Below are 20,549 nucleotides of genomic sequence, written 5' to 3' on the forward strand. Positions count from 1 at the left end.
CAGAGGAGGGCGATGCCGAGGCCGGGAGGCAGGAGCATCCACCATGCCCCGGCGGTGAAGGCGCCGAAGGACTGGGCTTCGTGGAGCATCCGTCCCCAGGAGATCACCCTGGGGTCCGAGAGGCCGAGGAAGGAAAGCCCCGCCTCGGAGAGAATGGCCCCGGGGACGCCCAGGGTCATGGTGGCCAGCAGCACGGGCAGAGTCTCCGGCAGAAGGTGCCGCCGGAGGATGTAGCCCACCGGGGCTCCCAGTCCCCTGAGGTCCTCGATGTACTGGGCGTCTCTGAGGGTAAGGGTCAGGGCCCGAACGGTACGGGCGGTGCCCATCCAGGAGAAGACGGAGAGGATGAGGATGAGCTGCCAGAGCCCCTTTCCCCAGAGGGCGGCGAGGGCCATGAGGATGGGAAGCAGGGGAATGGAGAGCAGCAGGTCCACAGCTCTCATGATCACGGCATCGGTCCATCCTCCCCGGTAGCCTGCCGCGAGGCCGAGGCTGGTTCCGAGGAAGGTGGCCAGAATGGTGGCGAAGATGCCCACCAGCAGGGAGACCCGGATTCCGGCCACGAAGAGGGCGGCGATGTCCCTGCCCCGCTGGTCCGTTCCGAGGAGGCCCCACCGCCCCCCTTCCAGTCGGATTTTCACTGAGCCCTCCCATCCCCCTTCGCCGGTCAGCCCGATCCTGTAGGTTCCTCTTTCGGGAAAGAGGGCGGAAGAAGCGTCCCCGAAGGGGGGCAGCCCGAGGGACCGCTTGAAGGCCATGTCCCGTCCGTCGAGTTCCACGTCCCGGTTCAGAGGGGTGAGGCGGTAGGTTTTTCCGCCGGGGAGGGTCCATTCCACGAACCGGGAAGGCGCCGGAATGGCCGTTTCGACCCGGAGGGAGAACCGGGAAGGGGCGCCGAAGGACCAGTTCAGCTCCGCGGCAGGATGGTCGCCGGTGAGTTCCAGGTCCATGGTGGGCGGAAGGGAGCGGTCCAGCCACAAGGGTTTCGAGAAGGGAGCGGCCACCTCAGCTTCGGGGAGGGCGCCGAAGAGCCGGGTCCCGAACAGGGCCAGGGCCGCCAGGGCGAGAAGGCACCAGAAGCTCCATCGTTTCAGCAGGTCCTTCATCGTCTGCCGCCCCTTTCCATGCGCACCCGGGGGTCGGTCAGGCCGTAGAGCAGGTCCGACAGAAGATTGCAGCTCACGGTGAGGAAGGCCAGCAAAAAGAAGGATGCCCCCGCGGCGGGGTAGTCATGGCCGGTGACAGCCTCAAGAAGGAACCGTCCCACCCCGTGGAGGGAGAACACCGTCTCGGTGATCACGGCCCCGGAGACGACCCCGGGAAGGGAGAGCAGGAAGATGGTGAGCAGGGGCGGCAGGAGGGTCCGGAAGGCGTGCCCCAGGATGATGTTCCGTTCCGGAAGTCCCCTGGCCCGGGCGAGGAGGATGAAATCCTCGCCGAGAATCTTCACCATGAGGTTCCGCACGTAGAGGGCCCATCCCCCGAAGCCCAGGAGAACGAGGGAAAACACGGGCAGGGCCATGTGCCACAGATAGTCGAGCAGCAGGGGAAGCCCTCCCGCCGGCGGGGGGACCGACAGGGTTCCCCTCAGGGGAAAGAGGGGCAGGGCGGCGGCGAAGGCCATGAGAAGCACGAGCTGGACGAAGAAGGAGGGGAAGGAGAAGGAGAGAGCGCCGCTCCAGAGGACGCACTTTTCCAGGAGGCTTCCCCGCTTCAGCGCCGCCTTCATGCCGAGCCAGGTCCCGAGAAGGGACGACAGCACAAGGCTTGTACCCAGCAGCATTACCGTGTTGGGCAGCCTGGATTTCAGCTCGTCTATCACGGGGCGCCCCGTGAGGAAGGAGATGCCGAAGTCGAAGGTCAGGGTCGACCGGACATACAGGAGAAACTGCACCGGAAGGGGCTGGTCGAGGCCGTAGACCTCGCTCAGCCGGGCCTTTGCCTCGGGAGAGAAGTTCGGGTCGATGATGGAGGCCACGGGGTCTCCCGGCATCATGCGGAACAGGACAAAGTTGAGCACAAGCACCAGCCCGAGGACCAGCAGGGCGCTGCCCGTCCGACGTGCCCAGTAGCCGCTCACTCGTTCCTCACCTCTTCCTGCCGAGCCAGAACCGTTCGTTCCCGCTCAACCGGACGTATTCCCCGGGGCGGTACTCCCGGAAGACGAAGGGACCGGTCCCGACGAGCCCGGTGAGGCCTGTGTCCGAGGGGTGTTTCTCCGACGCGGGAAGCCAGCTCCGCCAGTCGGTGACTTTTTCGATGACGTGCCGGGGAAGAATGGGGATGCCGCCCACCCTGTGGAGGTGCCAGAAACTCACGTTTTTCATGGTCACCCTGAGGGTGTGGTCGTCGGGAGTCTCCACGGTTTCGATGTTGTCCACGTTGTCGAAGTACCGGGGAACGGCGTTTTTCCGGAGCGTCTCGTAGGTGAAGGCGGCGTCAGCCGCCGTCAGGGGTGTGCCGTCATGCCACTCCACCCCTTCCCTGAGGCGGAAGGTGAGTACCGTGCGGGGCCCCGAAGGGCCTTCTTCCGTCTTAAGGGTCCAGCTTTCGGCGAGCCAGGGGATGGTCTCCAGGGTGTAGGGATCCACGGCGATGAGGGAGTCGTAGATCAGGCCGAGGATCTGCCAGTCGTAGGCGGAGCTTGACGTGAAGGGGTTGAGTGCCCTGGGCTCGTCGGCCTGGACGAGGTAGAGGGGTCTCATGGGGCCTGATGCCGGCTCCATGGCCAACAGGCTCCAGATGTTGTCCGCCGTTACCCGGTCGGTGACCAGGGTTCCCTTCCACTGCTTCGACACGGCGGAAATGGTGTACCGGCTGTAGACGGGGACCACCGGAACGAGATCCGAGAGAAGCTTCTGGGCTTCCGAGGCGGCGGCCCGTGCGGCCGCCTCGTCCGGGGCGAAGCGGAGACGGTCGAGAACTTTGTCGAGTTCGGGGTCGGAGATGCCGGACATGTTGTATCCGCCCCTTATGTCCATCTTCGAGGAGTAGAAGGCGTAGAGAGAATCGGGATCCCGGGTCATCTGCCATGCCAAGACGTACATTTGGAAATCCCGCTCGTCCAGCTTGGAGATCATGGTGGAGAAGTCCATGGGCTCAGCTTCGACCGGAATGCCTATGGCGGAGAGGGCCTCGGCCATGCGCACCGCGATTTCGGCCGTTGTGGGCGCCGTGGACGCCGTGGGGCAGATGAGCTTCTGGGGAGGAATTTTTTCCCCGTCGGGCGAGATGAGGACGCCGTCGGAGCCCCATGTCCATCCCGCGTCGGCAAGGCGCTTCCTTGCGGCTTCAGGGTCGTGGGGATAGACCGTCACGTCAGGTTCGAAGTAGGGAGACACCGGAGGGAGGAAGGTAGAAAGGGGTTCGGCGTATCCGGCGAAGAGATCCCGGACCATCCTCTCCCGGGGAAGGACCTGCCAGGCACTGCGGCGCAGGTCGACGCTGTTCCACGGAAAGGTCCGGACGTTGAAGCCGAGGAAGAATCCGTGAAAGCCTGGGGCGATGGAGAGCTCCACGGCGGGGCTTTTTGACAGGGCGTCCACGTCCACGGGGCGATAGAGATCCCCCAGGATGTCCGCCCGTCCCCGGTTCAGCGCCAGGAGCTGGGCATCGGGGTCCCGGATGATCACCAGGTAGAGGTCCTTGACCTTCGGTCCGGCAAAGGCTTCAGGGTCGAAGGTGCCGGCCGCCGTCTCCCGGGGGGAGGAACAAAAGGCGAGGATGGCAGCTGACAGAAAAAGGGCGAAAAGGGATTTTTTCATTTTTCGTCTCATCCTTTCCGGAACGGAGATTCGGATTCGCTCATCATTCTAGCAGATCGCTAAAGAATCCCTTTCCGCAAAATGCCGTATTCCAGAAGCGTTTTCCTGCGGTTACCGGAGAGGCGTTTTGAAAAGGAACTATGTGTTATGAAATATGATAATATATAAAAAATGGGATTGAAAAAGACAAAAAAACCATGTCATGCTTCCCTTCCCCGTCTTTCTCTGGTATAATTTTTGAAAATTCGACAAGAGGAGGAGTGTCCCATGATAAAAATCCTTGCACTTGCAGTTTTTGCCCTTTCCCTTGCTGCCGGAGGGGCTTTTGCAGCGGAAGCCGCCCGGGTTTTCGAGGAAGACCGGTTTGAAACCTCCGCAGGAGAGGTAACCGTCACCTTCATCGGGCACGGCACCCTGATGTTCTCTTTCGGCGGCAGGGTGCTTCACGTGGACCCCTACGGCAAGATGGCCGACTACTCCGCCCTGCCGAAGGCGGATGCCGTGCTTATTACCCACGAGCACCAGGACCACCTGGACAGGGAAGCCCTGAAGCATATCGTCACCGATGAGACCGATATCGTGCTGAACGGGAATAGCGCCGAAATTCTCGGCAGGGGGAGAGTACTGAAAAACGGGGAGTCCGCTGAACTGCTCGGCGTCAGGGTGGAAGCCGTTCCGGCCTACAACATCGTGCACAAGCGGGACAACGGCCGGCCCTTCCATCCGAAGGGAGAACACAACGGCTACGTTCTGAACTTCGGCGACACCAGGATCTACGTTGCAGGGGACACGGAGAACATTCCGGAAATGAAGGAGCTGAAGGATATTCACGCGGCATTTCTTCCCATGAACCTTCCCTTCACCATGACGCCCGAAATGGCGGCCGACGCCGCCCTCTCTTTCAGGCCGAACATCGTCTACCCGTATCACTTCGGGCAGTCGGATCCCGAAAAGCTTGTGAACCTCCTGAAGGATTCGGGTATTGAAGTGCGGGTGCGGAAGATGAGCTAGGGAGAGCCGGAACGGCCCTTGCCTCCTGTAAACCCGGGGTGGCGGCACTGTTTCTGCCATCCTGAGGAGCGAAAGCGACGAGGGTTCGCTCTTTTGTACCGGGCCTCAAAGGCGAGATCCTCCCCCTCCGGGGATGCTGCGCGATCGCTTCGCTCAGGACGACAAGAACCAGGAGTCAGGAAGAAAAAGAAGGCCGGGACTTTGTGTCCCGGCTTTTTTTCAGTGTGCCCGGCCTTTTCTCCGGGGCAGCCACATGACCGTGGTCATCACCGCGCCGGCAATACAGACCAGGGTGAAGAGAAGAAAGGCCCGCTGGGCGCCGAAAAAGGTGCAGCCGAACCCCATGTACAGAGGAAGGATGAACCAGCTCAGGTCCATGGAGAAGTGGACCAGCGCGGATGCCTTGGCCCGGAGGCGGGGCGCCGCGAGGTCCGCCGTGAGAGCGAGGTGGGCGGGGTAGCCGTACCCCATGCCCATGCCGTAGAAGAATCCCCAGAGGACCAGCCCGAAGGAAGTGCGGGCGAAGGCGAGGCCGAGAAGGCAGAGGGCCATGAGAAGGAAGGAAGGGCCGGCGAAGACCGTTCTCTGGTACCGGTTGAAGAGGTTTCTTCCCGCCGTCCGGACGAAAAGGGCCCCAACTCCGAGAGAGAAGATGAACCATGAGGGAACGAGCCCCTTTTCCAGAAGCACCGTGCCGATGAAGACGATGGATGCGTCGCAGAGGCCGAAGAAGAAGCAGGAGAAGACGATCTTCCCCGCCGGCGTTTCCCGAAAGAGGTCGCCATAGGTTCCCCATTCCATGGGCTGATTCTGCCCGGTGGATCCCTGGTACCCCGCAGGCTGAAGGCGGAGGGCCAGGGAGAAGGAGAGGGCGGCGGCGGCGAGGGGAAGGATCATGAAGAACCTGTCCTGGCCGCTCCGTACAAGATAGTCGGTGAGGGGAACCACCGTGAACATGGGAATGAGGCTTCCCACGGAGACGAGGGCGAATCCGAGGCCCCGTTTCGATTCTTCGATAACAAGGGCCTGGTAGGTGGTGAGGGCCACCATGAAAATGCTATACGCCAGGCCCATGACCACCCGGACCCCGACGAACCAGGCGAAGGCCCCCTGGTAGGCCTGGAGGGCCAGGGCACAGCCGATGCAGACTCCTGACGACCAGATCATGCTCTTTCTGACGCCTATCCGTTCGGTGATCAAGCTCCCCACCGGCCGGACAGCCGTGGTGGCCGCATAAAAGACGCCGACGAGGATCCCCGCCGATGCGGCGGTGTACCCCCGGGCGGCGAGGTAGGGGGCGAGAAAGAAGAAGGCATTGGAATAGGAGTAGATGGCGAAGTTGATTATCAAGAGAGACAGAATAAGCCGGTCCATGGTGAAGTCCTCCTGGGGGCCGTTGTGGTCCAGGCTGGTTCCGTACTGATGTATTGTATACCTTCGGGAGAGGAAATTCAATCGTTTCCGCCCTGTGCCGCCGGCTCGGGAATGAGCCTGCCCCAGGACACGATGCACCCCTTGCCCTTCGATTTCGCCTCGTAGAGGGCGGCATCCGCTTTTTTGAAGGCCTCATCGGGAGAGGACCCTGCCGGAGCCGAGGCCACCCCGAGGGATATGCTCAGAAAGGGAGCGCAGCTTCTGACCTTGCGGCAGATGTTTTCGGCGATGACCAGTCCGTTGTTCTCCGGGCAGTCGGGAAGGAGGACGGCGAATTCGTCCCCTCCGATCCTGCAGGCGATGTCGTCCCTCCGGACGGCCCCGGCGATGGCGGACGCCATTTTTTTCAGGGCTTCATCTCCTGCCTGGTGCCCCTGGGTGTCGTTGATGTCCTTGAAATCGTCGAGATCGATGAGGATGAGGGTGACGCCGGTTCCCTCCGGGAGAAGCCCGGCGAGCTCTTCGTCAAAACGGCGCCGGTTGTAGAGCCCCGTGAGGGGGTCCCGGCCGGCCATGTCCCGTGCCTGCCGCTCGGCGCTTGACAGGGCGGCGAGTTCCCTGGAGGTTTTCCGCTGCAGCCTGGAGAAAAAGTACATGCTGGAGACGATGAAAACATAGCAGATGACCAGGTTCACCATCTCTCCCCGGAAGTCCCCCGAGAGGATGAAGGCGCTGATGAAGGAGAAGGCGTTGATCATGAGATAGGTGAAGAAGACGTCCCGTCTCTGGAACTGCATGTAAATCACCGTCCCCAGGAGGGTGACGATATGCCGGAGAAGGAGGGTGAAAAACCCGGCCTCGAGGAAGGAAGCCCCCAGGGGCAGCAGGTTCAGGAAGAGCAGGATGGGGGGAACGAAACCCCGGACGGCCGAGGGGGGCATGGTGTTCATCCTGATGCGGAAAAACAGGAAGAGCAAGGCGATGAAAAAGTCGAGCACCGCCAGAAGCGGGTATCCCATAAGCACATCGGCCCACCCTGCGGCGAGAAACCAGACCGCAGTGACGACACTGAGCAGACGGAGGGCGGGCAATTCCCTTTCGTGCCGCTTTTCCCTTAGAACGGTGCGATACGTCATTGCAGCCTCCCGGATTTTGTTGACTGCCTGCGAGAGGATTATACCTTCCGGGAGGCGGTAAAAAAAGCCCTTTTCCGGCCTTGGCCGGAAAAGGGCGGATTCAGCCTTTTCCGAAACGGATTACTGGGTAATCGCGTTCACGGGGCAGACGGACACGCAGCTGCCGCACTCGATGCAGCTCTCGTCCACGACTGCCTTGCCATCAACCATGGAAATGGCTTCCACGGGGCAGGTGCCGACACAGGTCTCGCAACCCACGCATGCGTCCTTGTCCACGACTGCTTTTGCCATTATTCATTCCTCCTCGGATATAATCTGCTGGTACACTGTGACGGTCCGGATTATACTCCACTTTCTTTTCCGGGGCAACTTGAAGAACTCCAGAGAATGGCGGGCGGGTATTCCGCTTTCGGGTCGCGGGTCAGCAGCCGTTCCAGCTCTTCCGGAGGAGAGGCTCCCTCGTACAGCAGGCGGTGGACCCCCTTCGAGATGGGCATGTCCACGGAAAGCCTCCGGGCGGCCTCGGTTACCGCCCGGACGGTGTATGCTCCTTCCGCCACCTGCCCGATCTCCGTCCTGGCCTCCTCGAGAGAGAGCCCGCGGCCCAAAGCCATTCCGAGCCTGAAATTTCTCGACTGGGTGCTGTAGCAGGTGAGAACCAGGTCACCCATTCCCGCAAGGCCCGCGAGCGTCAGGGGGTGGGCCCCGATAGCCTCGCCGAACCGCATGATCTCAGCCAGTCCCCTGCTGACCAGCGCCGCCCGGGCGTTGTCGCCGAGCCCAAGGGACGAGGCAAGGCCGGAGGCGATGGCCATGATGTTTTTCACCGCTCCTCCCGTCTCGGTTCCGATAACGTCATGGGAGGTATAAAGGCGGAGACGGGTCGTGTTGAGCAGGGACTGCCAGAAGAGGGCCGAGCCGGCCTTTGCCGAGGCCACCGTCACCGCCGTGGGCAGACCCCTTGCCACCTCTTCGGCGAAACTCGGGCCGGAGAGGACGGAATAGAGGGAATGGGGAAGAATCTCCTTCACGATGTCGCTGATCCGCTTTCCCGTGGCGATCTCGATACCCTTGGCCACGTTGCAGATCTCCGTCCGGTCGGTGCAGAAGGGCTCCAGGGCGGGGAGGAACCCCCGGAGCGTCTGGGTGGGGAGGGCCAGGATCCAGTAGTGGGAATGCAGGGCGGCCTCGGTGATGTCCGACGTGGCCGAAACCCCCGCCGGGAGGGAAATGTCCCGGAGATAGTCCGGGTTTTTCCCTGTGACCGTGATCGCCCGTGCCTGCTCGCTTCTTCTGCACCAGAGAAAGACGGAATGTCCCGATGACGCCGCCGACGCAGCGAGAGCGGTACCCCAGCTTCCTCCGCCGAAAACCGTCAGGTCAGCCATTGTGTGCCTCCTTTCTTTTCCCGTCCTTTTCTTCAAGATTGCCCGGCGTGAACAGGAGCAGAACCGAGCCCGCAAACATGAGCACCACGCCGGCAGTGATCGCGGGAACGAGGGATCCCGTAAGATCCCGAAGAAATCCCGAAACCAGGGGGGCAATCACGGCGGACGACATGATCGAGCCGTTGAAGAAGCCTACTGCCGCGCCCATGGAGCCGGGATGCCGCCTGCTGACGATGTCGCCCACCCATGAAATGGAGATGGGAGTGAATGCGGTGTTGCTGAAGAGACCGAAGAGAAGCAGCGTACCGATGATGGCCGGAGTTCCCTGGGCCCGCGTGAGAAGGGAAAGGGCGGCCGCACTCGCGGGGAGCACGAAGAGAGCGGTCCGCTTTCTGCCGAAGCGGTCGGAGAGCCGTCCCCAGAGAATGCCTCCCGGGAGGGCCGTGAGGGCGATGAGACCGGTATAAAGTCCCGACTGGATCAGGGAAAACCCCCGCTCCGCCTGGAGGAACGTGGGCCCCCAGGTGGCCGCCGCCCAGAAGCCGTACAGGGATGTGAAGGTGGCGATGTTGATCTTCCAGATGTCCCTGTCTCGGAAAAGCCTGCCGTACGCCGCAAGGGACGGGGAAACGTCATTGCGGACGTCGGGCAGGTGCTTGATGAACATGAGGATTACGAGGACGGAGGGTATGGCCAGGAGAATGAAGGGAATCCTGTAACTGCCGAAAAACTGGTAGAGGGGGCCGCTGACGGCCATTCCGCCGATGGTGCCGACAGCCATGCCGATTCCGATGAGCCCGGAGCTGAGCCCCCGTTTTTCCGCCGGAACGGTGGAAAGCATGGTCCCGAAGCAGCATGGGTAGTAGGAAGAGGCTCCGAAGCCATGGAGGGCGGAGAAGAACAGAAGGAGAGTGAAAGATGTCCCGAAGAGGCCGAAACCGAGGATACCGAGGCCGGACAGGGAGAACATGACGATGAGGACGCGCTTCGCCCCCCACCTGTCCGCCGCGAAGCCGCCGGGGATCTGGGGCAGGACGTACAGCAGGAAATAGGCGCTGGTAATGGCTCCCGCCCTGGCGGACGATATACCCAGGCTGTCGGCTATGACGGAAAGAAGCGGATACAAGGCTGTCCGGTCTGCGTACAGGACAGCCCACCCAAGAATGAGAGCCAGGATCACGGTGAATTCCTCCCGGTGTGATGGTGTCTCGTCTATTGTATCCTTTTTTTGCGGAGAAGTGAGAGGAAAATTGCCAGACTTCCCGCGGAAGGCTACAATGAATTCCGAAGGTCTGTGTGCATCTGAGGGGAGGCAATGGGTATGGCGCCGGACGATATGGCCATAAGACTGAAGGAAATCCAGGACAAGGTGGGTGAATCCCTGCAGTACAGCATTGACAGCCTGGCCACCCTCCGGGAGGAGGAACGGGAGCACCTTTTCGAGATCCGCACCCGGCGGGAGGGGGTACAGAAAGAACTGAACGAAGTCATCGTCGCCTCGGAGAAGGCGGAGGCCGAATACAGGCGATCCAGGCAGATCCTCCTCGATGCCTCCAGGTCAGGGGACGAGTCCATCGAAAAAGATGCCTACGAACGGGCCATGAACCTCATGAGAATCAGGGGAGCCTTCGAGGAGAGGGAAAAACACCTCGCCGCCCAGCGGGACGACCTTGACCGGGAGGAGCGCCGCATCGAACGGCTCATCGCCAGGAGCGAGGAGATGAGCAACCGGTTCAGGGTGGTGCTCAATCTTCTCAACTTCAGCATCGAGGGCGAAGAAAACGGATCTCTCACTCCGGAACAGAAAGATTTAAGCACCGGGCTCCTGCTGGCGGAGCGGGAAAGCATATCTCTCGCCCGGGAGCTCCATGACGGGCCCATACAGAAATTTTCCGCCGCCGGGCTGATGATCGATCTTGCCGGCGAGTTCCTGTCCAGGGGAGACTTCGGGAAGGCCGGGGAGGAACTCGCCAGGACCCGTTCCCATATCGGGGATGCCCTGGAGGAATTCCGCTCCTTCCTCTTCCAGCTCAACCCCACCGGGCTCAAGGACGGATTCGACGTCGCCCTGAGCCGCCTCGTTTCCCAGACGTCCGCCCTTTCGGGAGCTGACGTGCGCTACGCCGTGGAAGGGCAGGCCGACCGGATATCCCTTCCCGTGAGGACCGCCGTGTTCAAGATCATCCAGCAGGCGGTGGTCAACGCGGTGAAGAACGGCAGGGCACAGCGCATCAGGATACTGGTGAGCATCGGGCGGGAGGTGCTCCGGGTGAAGATTGTCGACGACGGGCTGGGGTTCGACGTAGAAAAAGTGAGGAGCGAAGCGGAGGAAAAGGGCACCTGGGGACTGGTGAACATGGAAGGCCGGGCCTCCATGATAGGGGGGGAGCTCACCATCTCGAGCGAACCCGGGAAAGGGACCAGCGTGTCCCTGTCAGTACCCGTTCCCCTTCGGAGATAAGCGAAGGGCCGCTTCCCTCCCGGGGCGGCCCCTTTTCATGCGGACAGTTTTTTCGCGGCTTTTCTCCGTTCCCCGTCGTCGAGGATGATTTTCCTCAACCGGATGGACTTGGGAGTGACTTCCACCAGTTCGTCCTCGGCGATCCACTCCAGCGCCTTTTCAAGGCCCATCTTCCGCGGCACGTCGAGCTTCACCGTGAAGTCCTTCGTGGAGGACCTGTGGTTTGTGGCCTGCTTCCGCTTCGTGGGGTTGCAGGGCATGTCGTTGGGACGGGAATTCTCTCCCACGATCATCCCGGCGTAGATTTTGTCCATGGGGGAGACGAACAGGGTTCCCCTTTCCTGCAGGTTCTCAAGCTGGTAGCTCGTTGCCTCCCCGGTGTCGAGGCTCACCAGGGCCCCCCTGCTGCGGGGGGTTATCTCTCCGGCCCACGGGGAGTACCCGGAGAAGCGGGAGGACATGATGCCAAGGCCCCTGGTATCGGTGAGGAACTCGCCCCGGTAGCCTATGAGCCCCCTGGTCGGGATATTGAAGAATATGCGCATGAGCCCGGTACGGAGGTTCTGAATCTCCTTTACCCGGGCCTTCCGCCGCGAGAGTTTTTCAAAGACCACGCCCTGGTACTCCTCGGGGATGTCCACCACTAGGTCCTCCATGGGCTCGTGAAGGACCCCGCCGATCTCCTCGGTGATCACTTCCGGCTTGGAGACACAGAATTCCATGCCTTCCCGCCGCATCTCCTCGATGAGAATGGCCAGCTGCAGCTCTCCCCGGCCCGAGACCTTCACGCCGTCCGGCCGCCCCAGGTCTTCCATCCGCAGAGCCACGTTGACGTGCATCTCCCTCAGCAGTCTCGCCTTGAGCTGCCTGAGGGTGATGGCCTGTCCCTCCCGGCCAGAGAAGGGGCCGTTGTTCACAAGAAAGAACATGGAGACAGTGGGCTCTTCGATATCCAGAGGAGGAAGGGCCTGTCCCTCCGCTTCCGGAGACGAAAATGTGTCGCCGATGCCGATTTCCTTCGGCCCGGATATCCAGACGATATCCCCCGCCGAGGCTTCTTCAACTTCAAGGCGTTCAAGACCGCGGGTGACGAAAATCTGGACGGCCTTTGCGCGTTCCGACTCAGTGATGGTAAACCTCTCGTTTGCCTTGTCGGAAGGGTCTTCCCAGCGGGTGGCCATGCGGAGAAACTCTTCGCCCTTCCGGATTTTTCCCTGGAGGATCTTCCCGCAGCCCATCCGGCCGGTGTATTCGTTCCATGCCAGGGTGCTCACCTGCATTTTGAAGGGAGCCTCCTCGTCGGCCAGGGGCGGTTCCACGCACCTGATGATAGCCTCGAAGAGGGCGTCCATACCCTTCGACTCTCCGCCCTCGATCTCCGAGAGGTCTGAGACGGCCCATCCCGCAAGGCCGGATCCGTAGAGCACCGGGAAATCCGCCTGCTCCTCGGTGGCTCCAAGTTCGAAGAAAAGGTCGAAGGTGGCGTTGAGGGCCATGACGGGATCGGCCTCCTTGCGGTCCACCTTGTTGATGTAGACGATGGGTTTCAGTCCCATGCGGAGCGCGTGGGACAGGACGTACCTGGTCTGGGGCATGGGGCCTTCGCCGGCGTCAACGAGCAGGAGCACCGAATCCACCGTGGAGAGGATACGCTCCACTTCCCCGGAGAAATCGGCGTGACCGGGGGTGTCGATGATGTTGATACGGCAGCCCTTCCATTCCACCGTGCAGTGTTTTGCCCGGATGGTGATGCCCTTTTCCCGCTCGAGTTCGTTGTTGTCCATGATGCGTTCTTCAATACGGGCGTTTTCACGAAAAACCTGGGCGGCCCTGAAAATGGAGTCGATGAGAGTGGTCTTGCCGTGATCGATGTGGGCGATGATGGCGATGTTGCGTATGTGTTCCGCTCTTTTCATAAAATATCCGTTCCTCCGGTGCAGTCGGACTTTGTGTTTCTTCTCTGCAAAAGAAGATGATACATCCTGAAGAACTGAAATGCAAGAGAAATCGGGCTGACCTAGATCCTAAATCCGCAGGTTTTTCAGGCAGAGGGAATGTCGCCGGGCACAGCGCCCGGGCCGAGAAACCGACACGGATGTCGGTTTCAGGTGCAGTTGTCAAGGACGACAATCTGCACCGGCGGGCCAAGCGAGCACCGGTGACACTCCCCGCTGCCTGCGGATTTAGGCTAGATCCTAAATCCGCAGGCAGCCGGGGTGTTTCCGCAAAGAGCGCGGAGCGAAATGGTTTCGCCCCCGGGGAGGGCGAAGCCACCTCATGCCCGGCGGCACTCCCTCCGCCCGGAAAAAGCGCATTATGCCGCGGGGGGCGGTCAAGCTGGACCTTGATTTCACCGTGACATTTTACCAAAGTGTAACAGAACGTTTACCCGGAAGTTGCGCTGCGGTGCTAAAGTTCCTGCAGACAAAGCGGGAGGGAGAACGTAAATGAGATCTTTCATCGTGCAGGAAAAATCCTACGGCCAGTTTTTGCGGGAACTTCTCGAAAAAGGGGGGATTCACCCCGTGTTCCAGCCCATTTTGGATGTCGCCGAGGGAAAAGTTTACGGTTACGAAATTCTGTCCAGGGGAATGCCACCAATGGAATCCCCCCTGGACCTGCTTGCAGCGGCCCGGGAATGCGGTATGCAGTGGGAGGCGGAAAGAGCCTGCCGCAAGGCGGCCCTGGAAGGTATAAGGCGGCGTGATACAGGAGAAGGGGTCCGCTATTTTCTGAACGTGAGTCCCTGGGTTCTGAGCGATTCGCGGTTCAGGGAGCTTTTTACTCCCGAACGACTGAAGCCGTATGGCATGAGCTCGGACAGGATTGTTCTGGAACTGACGGAAAACCTGCCCGTGGAAGATTATGGAAAACTTGAAGAGTCTGTGGCATGGTTCAGAAAAGAGGGGTTTTCTCTCGCCCTGGACGACGTCGGATCCGGATATTCGGGGCTGCGGACGATGGCGGTCTGCGCCCCTGATTTCTTCAAGATCGACATCGAGATCGTCCGGGGGGTAGCGGAAGACCCATACAAAAAGCATGTGGTCCGGTTTCTCTGTTCGTTTGCCGCGAATGTCGGGGCAAAGATCGTTGCGGAGGGAGTGGAGAACTGGGAGGATATGAAAGCGCTTCTCGAACTGGGAGTCCACTTTGCCCAGGGGTATCTTTTCGCCCGTCCTCAAAAGGATCCCACTCCTCCCCCCGCCCACGTGATGGCCCGGCTTTCAGCCATGTATGCGGAATTGAACGAGGACGACCATATTGTCGGTGAAGGCATGAGGGCGCTTGTGATCAAGGGAACGACTGCCCAAAAGGGACAGATGTCCTGCGAGGAACTGGAACAGCTTCTGCGGAAAAACAGGACCCTGGATCATCTTGTTGTTTTGGACGGGGATCTTCCGGTCGGCCTTATAACCAGGCAGTCCTTTTTTCTGCAGACGGGGGGTGCTTTCGGGTACCAGCTTTTTCAGAAAAGGCCCCTGGAAGAAGCGGCGAAGAAGGAATTCCTGACCATGCCCGTTTTCAGTCCTGTAAGCGCCCTGGCGAAACTCGCCATGGAACGGCGGCCGGATGATCTCTACGATCCCGTTGTCGTGGTGGACGACAGGGGATGCTTTCTCGGCACGGTGACCATGAAACAGATAATCTCCAGGTCAACGGAACTGGAGGTGGAGCGGGTCCGGAGCTGCAATCCCCTGAGCGGTTTGCCGGGGAACAACAACATCCGCAAGTGGATAGAGGATGCGCGGAAAGAAAGCCTCTTTACGCTTATCTACTGCGACCTTGACAGATTCAAGGAATACAATGACAGTCACGGGTTCCTGAAAGGCGACGAGCTGATCAACTTTACCGCGACCATTCTCAGGGAGGGGCTGGACAGGCTGCCGGAAGGGTCCCGTCTCGGGCATATCGGGGGAGACGACTTTGTGCTTGTCTGCCCGGGGAAGGTGTCTTCCACCGCTCTGGATGCCATCTGCGCCGCTTTCGACCGGAAGAAGGGGCTCTACTTTTCCAGGGAGGAGAATGCCGCCGGGTGTTATTGTGCGACGGACAGAGCGGGAACGGTATGTTCCGTTCCCCTGGTCACGCTGAGCCTTTCAGTAATAGAGCAGGATAACCTTGATCCCTGTGCTCATCCGGCGGTGACAGCGGAAAAAGCGGCTTCCCTCAAGCATGCGGTGAAGCGTATCACTGCGGCTGAACGCCGCAGTGCATGGCTTATCGACCGGAGAAAGGCGGTGAGTTCCGGGGGGACTGAAAGATGACACTCAAATCAAGGCTATTCGTGCTCGCCTGCTCAATTCTGTTTGTAACCGCGTGCTTTGCCTTTATTTCCTACCGCGGGGGAGCGCGGATACTCTTTTCCCAGGCCGGGAAAAGCGATCAGCTTATGGCGGAAAGGGCTGCAAGAGCCGTTTCAGAACGGATTGCCGCATGGGAGAATGTTCTTCTGACGGCATCATCCAACATTGCCTTTATGATAGAAGACCTTGGAGTGCTTCCGGGAACTCTCGGAAATTACATGAGAAACCTCACGGAAGCATCCCTGGAACAGGGATTTCTCGCCGTTTCCTTCGCTCTTTCCAGCGGGGTCCTTCTGGAAGGAAGCGGATGGCTTCCCCCGGAGGAATTCGACCCGAGAAAAGAGAAGTGGTTCACGGAGGCGGGAAAAGGCAGGGCCCCTGTTTTCATTCCCCACTGCCAGGACGTAAAAAAGGAAAGGGAGGTTTTCCTTCTTGCCGTTCCTGTCTATTCTCTGTACCAGGAAGGACTTTTGCTGGGTGTCCTGGTCGGTGAAATATCGGCCGAAACCGTTGCCTCCCTTTCCTCCACGGCAAACGGCGATCTGATGATCCAGCTCATCGGACCGGAAGGGAAAAACCTGTTCCCGGAAGAAGGGGAAGCGGAAAAAAGCACGGAACTTCTTCAAACCGCCCGTTCCGGAGGCGAAAGCTATTCGTCGGTGAGCCGGGAGGGAGAGACCTTCAGGGTAAGCTTCTATGGGCTGCCCTATGGGATGTCTCTCGCCGTTTTTTCTTCCGAAGAAAAACTCCTTCACCCGCTGAGGACCCTTGCCTTTCGCCAGGCCGCTTTCCTCGCGGCGGCCCTTCTCGCAATTTGCTGCATGCTGTATGCCACTGGAAAAAGTATCCTCGTCCCGGTCAGAGGATTGATTCGCTCGGCCGCTGCGGTGACGGAAGGAGACCTGTCCCAACCCGATTTCCCTGAAGGGAGGGACGAAATTGCCTTTGTAAGCCGTGCTTTTTCAGAAATGGTCTGCAGGCTGAGGGCGATTCTTTTCGGCATCAGGGAAGAAAGTGAAAACATTTCGCGGAACGCGACTCTCGTGACGCTTACCTGTAAAGGAATGTCCGAAAAGTTTCGGGAGATGCTTGTGGGGTGTGAACGGCTGGGGCGATTTCTTTCAGAAAGCGACGAAAGACTTGCCGGTCTGAAAAAAAAGGCCTTCGTTTCCGGGCGGGAGGCCGAGGCGGTAGAGGCCGTCTCCGATACGTGCCGCCGGGAGGCTGACCGCCTGATAAATCTGGGCAACGCCGCTTCCGGTACGGCGAGTGAGGCCGTCGAATCGGTCCGGATGATGTCCGTATCCTTCGGAAGAGTGGGTGAGGCAGCCAGAATACTGGAAAAGAGGACCGAAGACGTCGCCCTCATCATCAGGATTATAGACAACGTTTCACGACGAACGAATTTCCTGGCCCTGAATGCCTCAATCGAAGCGGCGAAAGCCGGTTCTGCGGGGAAGGGATTCGCAGTGGTTGCCCAAGAAATTCGAAAGCTTGCGCTTCAGAGTTCTGATGCGGCGCTCCGTATCGGGACTCTGGTCGGAGGCATTCTTGAGGGAGGACGGGCGGTCGGGGAAGAAGCCCTTTCCGGCGAGCGGATCGCCTCGTTGAGCAGAGAGAAAATCGAAGACCTTATGCGTTTCCATACCGATCTCCAGCTGGTTATGGAATCCATGAAGAGCAATATGGATACAATGGTATCGAAGGCGGCAGCGAATACCGCTCTCGTGGAAGAGGTTACTGCCACAGCCGACAGCCTGGAGAATCGATCACGGGACGGCGCCGACGCCGCTTCGTCCATTATGTCCGCCCTCGACGAGCTTGGGAATAAACTGGAAACGCTCAGGGACGGCGCCGCCTATCTGGACGACAGGGCCGCCCTGCATGCCCGGAGCATGGAGAAGTACCGGTTGGGATCCTCCGCGAGCGCCTTCCCCGCTGTCTGAAGGGCGTGCCGGTCCCACCGTTCACCGTTCTTTCCCTTGGAGAAGCTTCCGTATCGTCCTCCCGAGCTCATCCCGGGAGGGAACTCCCTCGAAGGTTTTTGCCGTTCAGAACCCGGACGGGGTCGCGTAGACACTGTACCGGAAACGGCCGAAAAAGAAGAAGATGATTCCCGTGTCCATGACCGAAATATGAACCTTGTCGCCGAAGGTCTCCCTGATGCCGGAGAGAAGCCCGCCGATCTCTCCCTCCGTGCCTTTCCTCCATCCGTCACTCCGTTTCTTCGCTTCCGGAAACGAAAGCGCTACAGCTTCCGCCGCCGGAGCTTCTTTCCAAGATCAGATCCAGCGTGACTTGCGCCATAACCCCCCCCTCCTTTCCGCTGACGGATAGCAATACACAGAAAAGTCGAAAAGGGGAACCCTGTTTTTACTCCTGGTTTTCTCCTCCCGGGCAAAAAGGAGATTGTTACCCTAAATCCGCAGGTTTTTCAGGCAGAGGGAGTGTCGCCGGGCACAGCGCCCGGGCCGAGAAACCGACACGGATGTCGGTTTCAGGTGCAGTTGTCAAGGACGACAATCTGCACCGGCGGCCCAAGCGAGCACCGGTGACGCTCCCCGCTGCCTGCGGATTTAGGGTTACGGTGCAAAATTGACTTTCTCTTTCTTGAGCAATAAAATTACTCGTGACAAAATTCCCGAAAGAAGGCACGCTCATGCTTGAATCTCTCATCACCTCGAAAACCAGAGCCCGGCTTCTGCTGAAGTTTTTTCTGAACCCGGGGACCAGCGCCTATCTCCGGGGACTTGCCGACGAGTTCGGCGAGTCCACCAACGGTGTGCGGGTGGAGCTGAACCGCCTGTCCGAGGCGGGGCTGCTGGAGTGCGCCGACGAGGGCCGGACGAAGGTCTACCGGGCGAACACGGCCCACCCCCTGTTCCCTGAGCTGCAGAGGATCGCCGCCAAGACCCTGGGGATCGATCAGGTGGTGGAGCAGGTGATCCGCCGCCTCGGCAACGTGGAGCTGGCCTTCGTGACGGGAGACTATGCCCGGGGGATCGATTCCGGGCTCATCGACCTGGTCCTCGTGGGAGAGATCGACCGGGGATATTTCGACCATCTTTCGGACAAGATCGAGAAGCTCATCGAGCGGAAGATCCGGGGGCTGATTCTCAGCAGGGACGAGTTCTCCCGGCTGAAGGGACGCCTGGAGGCCGAGAATGCCCTGCTGCTCTGGGACGGGGAAGGAAAGACGGGATGAAGGGGGAGAGACAGTGATTCTTGTTACCGGAGGGGCCGGGTTCATCGGGAGCCATGCCTGCGTAGCCCTGGCGGAAGCGGGGTATGACGTCCTGATCGTGGACGATTTTTCCAACAGCAGCCCTGATGTGCCCCTGCGGCTGGAACGCCTCACCGGACGGCCGATGAAGTGTGTCCGGGCGGATGTCCGGGACAGGGAAGCCCTTGACGGTCTTTTCCGGAACCACCCGATTTCCGCCGTGATTCATTTTGCCGGCCTGAAAGCCGTGGGGGAGTCGGTGGCCAAGCCCCTGGAGTATTACGGGAACAACTTCGGTTCCGCCCTTGCCCTCTGCGGGGCCATGTCCGCCGCCGGGGTGAAGCGGCTGGTTTTCAGCTCCTCAGCCACGGTCTACGCCACGGGGTCGCCCATGCCCCTGGACGAGGACTCTCCCCTGGGCTGCACCAACCCCTACGGATGGTCCAAGTTCATGATAGAACAGATGCTGCGGGACTTGGCGGCGTCGGACCCGGAATGGTCCATCGCACTCCTGCGGTACTTCAATCCCGTCGGGGCCCACGAAAGCGGCCTGATCGGCGAGGATCCCAGGGGCATCCCGAACAACCTCTTTCCCTATATCTGCCGGGTGGCCTCCGGCCGCCTGGAAAAACTCTCCGTTTACGGGAACGACTACCCGACCCCCGACGGGACGGGAGTAAGGGACTACATTCATGTCTGCGACCTGGCCGAGGGGCACGTGAGCGCCCTGAAACATCTCGAGGGCGCCCGCGGGGCGGAGGCCTTCAACCTGGGGACCGGAAAAGGAACGTCAGTGCTCGAGCTGATCCGGACCTTCGAGAGAGTCTCGGGAAAAGTTGTTCCCTTCGAGATCGTCGGACGGCGGCCCGGTGACATCGCCGCCTGCTACGCCCGGACGGACAGGGCCCGGGACGTGCTCGGGTGGTCGGCGAAGCGCACCCTGGACGACATGTGCCGCGACGGCTGGAACCGGGAACTCATGAGGGACGCCGGGGAAGGGTGATACTCCTGCTCGGGGAGAACCCGGGAACCAACCCCGAAATCCTTCTCCTCCGGGGACGCGATCGGCCAAAATGCCGGCCTCAGGATGACAGGGTAGAGATCATATCTTTCGCCATGGATAAAGACGGAGAAGGCGCCCCCGGCCGGGGGCGCCTTCTCTTTGAATCTGGAAGGGATCAGAAGGCCCTGAAGCCCACCACGTCCTCGCGGATCTTGAGATAGCGCTTCTTGGTGATGTCCATGTGTTCCTTCTCCATGTTCTTGATCTTGGCAAACATCAGGGCCGTTTCGCCTTTGCTCTCCTTTTCGAGGCGCTCGTAGAACTCCATGGCGCGCATCTCGGAGAGATAGGCGGCGGAGGCGATGCGGAGCAGGGAGGTGACGTCGCCGAAGTCCTTTGTCTGGACCTTCAGCTCGGGGGCCACCACCATGTTGTGGTCGATGGGGCATTTCTCGCCGTACATCTTCTCGTAGTAGTTCAGAAGGCTGGCCTCGTGCTCGCTCTCCCAGTCGGAGAGCTCCAGCAGCTCCTTCTTGAGGTGTTCCTCGTCCACGCTGTCGGCCCATATCTTGTAGAACTGCTTTGCCTCGATCTCCGCATGGACGCCGTACCGGAGAGCTTCCTTCATGTCGAATGCCACCGTCATATTCCATCCCCTCCTGATATATGGGTTATTTCCGCTTCTCATTATACCCCATGCCTGAGAAAATTCCAAAAACATAAAAAGACTACAAACCGAAGAGACCCTGTAGGTCGGACCTAAATCCGCACCCTAAAAAATAAAAAACCTCTCTGGACTGTTCGGAGAACAGTGGTAAGGTAGTGTTTACGAAGGCACAACCCTTCACCAGAGAGGTGCAATCATTATGACTGAAAAGGCGAAGA

16 protein-coding genes are annotated in these 20,549 nt (G+C 60.1%); 6 read left to right on the top strand and 10 right to left on the bottom strand.

The genetic code is table 11. The features are described 5' to 3' along the window. From JMJ95_RS11580 to JMJ95_RS11590, 3 genes are all read right to left on the bottom strand, one after another. On the bottom strand, positions 1 to 1,106 hold a 1,106-nt coding region (locus JMJ95_RS11580), incomplete at its 3' end, for an ABC transporter permease (RefSeq protein ID WP_290685462.1). Continuing rightward, positions 1,103 to 2,080, bottom strand: coding sequence for an ABC transporter permease (locus JMJ95_RS11585; protein WP_290685464.1), 978 nt, complete (start codon positions 2,078 to 2,080; stop codon positions 1,103 to 1,105). The genes JMJ95_RS11580 and JMJ95_RS11585, both read right to left, overlap by 4 nt. Positions 2,081 to 2,087: 7 nt before the next feature. Further along, positions 2,088 to 3,764 (bottom strand): ABC transporter substrate-binding protein, encoded by a 1,677-nt coding sequence (locus tag JMJ95_RS11590; protein ID WP_290685465.1) that lies wholly within the window; start codon positions 3,762 to 3,764, stop codon positions 2,088 to 2,090. Between the two features lie 267 nt (positions 3,765 to 4,031). On the opposite strand from JMJ95_RS11590, the gene JMJ95_RS11595 reads away from it, so the two are divergent. Further along, on the top strand, positions 4,032 to 4,775 hold the full coding sequence (locus JMJ95_RS11595; protein WP_290685467.1) for an MBL fold metallo-hydrolase: 744 nt from the start codon (positions 4,032 to 4,034) through the stop codon (positions 4,773 to 4,775). Positions 4,776 to 4,994: 219 nt separating this feature from the next. On the opposite strand, the gene JMJ95_RS11600 is transcribed toward JMJ95_RS11595, so the two are convergent. The 5 genes from JMJ95_RS11600 to JMJ95_RS11620 form a co-directional block, all read right to left on the bottom strand. Beyond that, on the bottom strand, positions 4,995 to 6,149 hold the full coding sequence (locus JMJ95_RS11600) for an MFS transporter (RefSeq protein WP_290685469.1): 1,155 nt from the start codon (positions 6,147 to 6,149) through the stop codon (positions 4,995 to 4,997). Between the two features lie 77 nt (positions 6,150 to 6,226). Then, positions 6,227 to 7,285: a GGDEF domain-containing protein gene (locus JMJ95_RS11605; protein WP_290685470.1), complete on the bottom strand. Its 1,059-nt coding sequence runs from the start codon at positions 7,283 to 7,285 to the stop codon at positions 6,227 to 6,229. A gap of 120 nt (positions 7,286 to 7,405) precedes the next feature. Beyond that, positions 7,406 to 7,576: a 4Fe-4S binding protein gene (locus tag JMJ95_RS11610; RefSeq protein WP_290685472.1), complete on the bottom strand. Its 171-nt coding sequence runs from the start codon at positions 7,574 to 7,576 to the stop codon at positions 7,406 to 7,408. Between the two features lie 50 nt (positions 7,577 to 7,626). Beyond that, positions 7,627 to 8,673 carry an NAD(P)H-dependent glycerol-3-phosphate dehydrogenase gene (locus tag JMJ95_RS11615; RefSeq protein WP_290685473.1) on the bottom strand — a complete coding sequence of 349 codons (1,047 nt, stop codon included), beginning with the start codon at positions 8,671 to 8,673 and terminating at the stop codon, positions 7,627 to 7,629. Further along, a complete protein-coding gene (locus JMJ95_RS11620) occupies positions 8,666 to 9,853 on the bottom strand; it encodes an MFS transporter (protein ID WP_290685475.1) in 1,188 nt (395 codons plus the stop codon). Before JMJ95_RS11620 ends, JMJ95_RS11615 begins: the two co-directional genes overlap by 8 nt. 141 nt (positions 9,854 to 9,994) lie before the next feature. Here JMJ95_RS11620 and JMJ95_RS11625 point away from each other — a divergent pair, with 141 nt between their 5' ends. Next, on the top strand, positions 9,995 to 11,134 hold the full coding sequence (locus JMJ95_RS11625; protein ID WP_290685476.1) for an ATP-binding protein: 1,140 nt from the start codon (positions 9,995 to 9,997) through the stop codon (positions 11,132 to 11,134). A 35-nt stretch (positions 11,135 to 11,169) separates the two neighbouring features. Here the strand turns inward: JMJ95_RS11625 and typA are convergent, their stop codons facing one another. After that, a complete protein-coding gene (gene typA / locus JMJ95_RS11630; RefSeq protein ID WP_290685477.1) occupies positions 11,170 to 13,050 on the bottom strand; it encodes a translational GTPase TypA in 1,881 nt (626 codons plus the stop codon). A gap of 531 nt (positions 13,051 to 13,581) precedes the next feature. Here typA and JMJ95_RS11635 point away from each other — a divergent pair. The 4 genes from JMJ95_RS11635 to galE all read left to right on the top strand — a co-directional run bounded on the left by JMJ95_RS11635 (position 13,582) and on the right by galE (position 19,664). Continuing rightward, positions 13,582 to 15,399 carry a bifunctional diguanylate cyclase/phosphodiesterase gene (locus tag JMJ95_RS11635; protein WP_290685479.1) on the top strand — a complete coding sequence of 606 codons (1,818 nt, stop codon included), beginning with the start codon at positions 13,582 to 13,584 and terminating at the stop codon, positions 15,397 to 15,399. Further along, positions 15,396 to 17,384 (top strand): methyl-accepting chemotaxis protein, encoded by a 1,989-nt coding sequence (locus JMJ95_RS11640; protein ID WP_290685481.1) that lies wholly within the window; start codon positions 15,396 to 15,398, stop codon positions 17,382 to 17,384. The genes JMJ95_RS11635 and JMJ95_RS11640 overlap by 4 nt, the downstream gene beginning before the upstream one ends. Positions 17,385 to 18,097: 713 nt before the next feature. Next, entirely contained in the window at positions 18,098 to 18,643 is a 546-nt protein-coding gene (locus JMJ95_RS11645; protein WP_290685483.1) for an ArsR family transcriptional regulator, read from the top strand. A gap of 13 nt (positions 18,644 to 18,656) precedes the next feature. Beyond that, a complete protein-coding gene (galE, locus tag JMJ95_RS11650) occupies positions 18,657 to 19,664 on the top strand; it encodes a UDP-glucose 4-epimerase GalE (protein WP_290685484.1) in 1,008 nt (335 codons plus the stop codon). A 175-nt stretch (positions 19,665 to 19,839) separates the two neighbouring features. Here galE and JMJ95_RS11655 read toward each other — a convergent pair whose 3' ends face one another. Next, positions 19,840 to 20,310 (bottom strand): ferritin family protein, encoded by a 471-nt coding sequence (locus JMJ95_RS11655; protein ID WP_290685486.1) that lies wholly within the window; start codon positions 20,308 to 20,310, stop codon positions 19,840 to 19,842. Positions 20,311 to 20,549 lie beyond the last annotated feature (239 nt).

This window comes from Aminivibrio sp., from assembly GCF_016756745.1.
Lineage (GTDB): Bacteria > Synergistota > Synergistia > Synergistales > Aminobacteriaceae > Aminivibrio.